The following is a 3297-nucleotide window of genomic DNA, read 5'->3' as shown; positions in this document are numbered from 1 at the left end:
AATGCGTGCAGAGCAACAGGAAATGCGTGCAGAGCAGCAGGAAATGCGTGCGGAACAACAGGAATTTAAGCAAGCCCTATTCGAGACGCTGGAAACGGTAAAACGCATAGAGACGGCTCAGCAAGCCTTCGAACAGAAGACGAACAAGCGCATTGATGTGCTGGAATCCGGCATGGACCTCCTTAACCGCCGCCAGTTCAAGCTGGAGGTTGAATTGGAAATGCTCAAGAGCCGCTGACCTGTAACCGCTCATTCGCGCCATATAACAAGGGAGTGTTCTGCGGCCTTCCACTCAACCAATAGAAGCACTCCCTTCTTCATGTTCATTTCCGGTGGTTTATGTGTATTCCTGAAACCGCCGCCCAAGCTGTTTCTTCAAATCCCCGAAAATCAGCAGTTCCCGTTGAAATTTGTCCCGCTCCTCCTCAGGGCTCATGACCGGGCTGCCCGTAAATGCGCTTGAGGTGACATCGACAAAGGCGTCATGCAAATTATTATCGTACCAATCCGTGGCTGTGTCCGCGTCATTGGTCAGAATACGGACAATTTCATACCCATCCTCCCGGTTGTCTTCTACAATGTAGACCAGCAGCGCGGAGTCGCCCGCAGCTCCCGGCAGTACCCCCACTTCGGCGCAGGGAGCCCCGTCATATTTTAGCATTCTGCGTATTTTGGCATCCTTAATATAATACATCGGTCATCCTTCCTTCCAACCCAATTTTCCCCCTTCCTAGTGTTCGGATAAGGACATACATTTTATGCCTTCCTTCGGCATATATCTGTATTAATTGGCAAAAAGATAGGGACACAGCACTTAACGACCCACATAAGAGAGGATGAATCGTCATGTGCGGAATAACCGGATTTATCCAGTGGCGCGGAGATTTAACGCAGCATTCCGGACTGCTGGTCAAAATGACTGAAACCTTGGCGAATCGCGGTCCGGATGCGGCGGGAACATGGATTTCAGGCCCCATCGCCTTCGGGCACCGCAGACTCAGCGTAATCGATCCAGAGAACGGCGCACAGCCGATGATTGCCCGCCATGAAGACAAGGTCTATGCAATAGTTTACAACGGAGAGTTATATAACGCTCCCGAATTAAAAAATGAACTGAAGCAGCGGGGGCATGAGTTCCGTACCCAATGTGACACCGAGGTACTGCTGCACGCATATATCGAGTGGGGACCGGACTGTGCGGAGAAGCTCAACGGCATCTTCGCTTTTGCTGTCTGGGACAGTCTGCGAGAACAGGTATTCTTCGCCCGCGACCGGCTGGGCGTGAAACCGCTGTTCTTCAGCAAAGCGGACGATTCGCTCATCTTTGGCTCAGAGCCCAAGGCGCTGCTCCAGCATCCCAAGGTCCGACCGCTTGTGGGACCGGAAGGGCTTGCGGAGATTTTCATCGTCGGTCCGGCTCGGACGCCGGGACATGGCGTGTACAAGGATTTGTCGGAGCTGCGCCCCGGCCATGCCATGATTTACAGCCGAGAGGGCCTGCGAAGCTACGCCTACTGGACGCTGGAAAGCTCTCCTCACACGGACAGTCCGGAGGAGACAGCCGCCAAGGTGCGGGAACTGCTGCAGGATACGCTGGAGCGTCAGCTGGTATCCGACGTTCCTGTCTGCTCCCTCTTGTCTGGCGGTCTGGATTCGAGCGCTTTGTCCGCACTTGCCGTCGACTATTACAAACGGACCGGCCAAGGACAGATGGACACCTATTCCGTCGACTATGTTGATAACGACAAATATTTCAAGAGCCATTCCTTCCAGCCCGGAGCCGACGGTCCCTGGATCAAACGAATGGTGGATGAGCTGGGAACCCGCCATCATTATGTGAAGTTCGACACAGATGAGCTGGTGGAGGCGCTGGATAACGCACTGTTCTCCCGTGATCTGCCGGGCATGACGGATGTTGATTCGTCGCTGTATTTGTTCTGCCGGGAAATCAAAAAAGACGCCACAGTAGCAATTTCCGGCGAAGCGGCTGACGAAATTTTCGGCGGGTATCCGTGGTTTCACCGCGAGGAGATGCTGTCGTCGGGAACTTTTCCGTGGGCGGTTGCTCCCAAGATGCGGGCCAGTCTGCTCTCACCCGAGATCCGGGAATGGATTCGTCCGCTTGAATATTTGGGCGACCGGTACAGCGACGCGGTTGCCGAGACGCCAAAGCTTGAGGGCGAAACTGGCAAACAGAAGCAAATGCGGGTCATGTCCTACCTCAATATTACCCGGTTTATGCCGACTCTGCTGGACCGCAAGGACCGGATGAGCATGGGAGTCGGTCTTGAAGTGCGCGTCCCTTATTGCGATCATCGGCTTGTTCAATACGTCTGGAATATTCCCTGGGAAATTAAGACCGTCGGCGGCAGGGAAAAAGGGATCTTGCGAAAGGCGCTTGAAGGCGTGCTGCCGGACGATGTGCTGTACCGCAAAAAAAGCCCTTACCCCAAAACGCATAATCCGGGTTATCTGCATGCCGTTCGGCAGCAGGCGCTGACCATTCTTGATGATCCGTCTTCTCCCATTCTGCCTTTGATCGATTCCGCCAAAATCCGCGAAATTGCGGCATCGCCGGAGTCCTCCAGCAATCTGCCCTGGTTCGGCCAATTGATGTCAGGACCGCAGCTGTTCGCTTACCTGGCCCAAGTTAATCTCTGGCTTCGCGCCTATAATGTTTCCATAGAGTAAAGAGCGGTCAACTATGATCTGACGAAGCGAAACCAGTGCGGACGCCGTCCCCAAGTCGATGGACAAATTCGTGTATTGCTAAACGTGATATTTGCCGTATCCCTGCAATAAGCCTGGCTCCCATTATAGAGATTAGACCACCTCATATGAAGGAGAAGGTAATCATGAAGCCCCGCCTGTCCCAAGACCCAAGGCAGAGCAGAAACAGGCTAATTCTGTTTCTGCTCATCGCCTTTGGCTTCACCTGGGCCTGCTGGCTGCCGCTTCTTGCGAACCGGCAGCTCGCGTCCGATCTCCCGGTCCTGCCCGGACAGTTCTATCTCGGTTCCTTTGGACCGTTTGCCGGAGCCGCAGCCGCGGAGCTTTATTCTGGCGGCAAAGGATTGGGCACATGGATCAAGACGCTATTCTCATTTTCATTTCCACGAGGATGGCTGTTGATTTCGTCCGGGCTTCCGTTAGCTTACGGTTGTATTGCCATCCTGGCCCACCGCTTCATTACCGGGAGCTTCCCTGATCCGTCGCGGTTCGGACTTACCGCCGACCTCCCCGCCCGGTTCAACATTTGGGAGACCTCGCTAGTCTGGATGCTGACCTTCGGCATCG

The 3297-nt window shown here is 54.3% G+C and carries 2 protein-coding genes and 2 pseudogenes; 3 read left to right on the top strand and 1 reads right to left on the bottom strand.

Translation table 11 applies throughout. The annotated features are described in order from the left end of the window. A pseudogene (locus L692_RS32920) lies at positions 1–238 on the top strand (hypothetical protein); the annotation flags it as partial. A 99-nt stretch (positions 239–337) separates the two neighbouring features. Here the strand turns inward: L692_RS32920 and L692_RS0117455 are convergent. Beyond that, positions 338–694: a hypothetical protein gene (locus L692_RS0117455; RefSeq protein WP_025701390.1), complete on the bottom strand. Its 357-nt coding sequence runs from the start codon at positions 692–694 to the stop codon at positions 338–340. A 152-nt stretch (positions 695–846) separates the two neighbouring features. On the opposite strand from L692_RS0117455, the gene asnB reads away from it, so the two are divergent. Continuing rightward, a complete protein-coding gene (asnB, locus tag L692_RS0117450) occupies positions 847–2691 on the top strand; it encodes an asparagine synthase (glutamine-hydrolyzing) (RefSeq protein WP_025701389.1) in 1845 nt (614 codons plus the stop codon). 164 nt (positions 2692–2855) lie between these two features. Further along, a pseudogene (locus L692_RS0117445) lies at positions 2856–3297 on the top strand (hypothetical protein); the annotation flags it as partial.

The organism is Paenibacillus forsythiae T98, from assembly GCF_000520735.1.
In the GTDB taxonomy this organism is placed as follows: Bacteria; Bacillota; Bacilli; order Paenibacillales; family Paenibacillaceae; genus Paenibacillus_AQ; species Paenibacillus_AQ forsythiae.
Note: the sequence above shows the minus strand (reverse complement) of the source record. Positions and strands in the feature narration are given on the sequence as shown.

Bases quoted from the DNA above. Each gene is read 5' to 3' on its own strand.
- L692_RS0117455 (WP_025701390.1), bottom strand. From the start codon at position 694: ATGTATTATATTAAGGATGCCAAAATACGCAGAATGCTAAAATATGAC.
- asnB (WP_025701389.1), top strand. From the start codon at position 847: ATGTGCGGAATAACCGGATTTATCCAGTGGCGCGGAGATTTAACGCAG.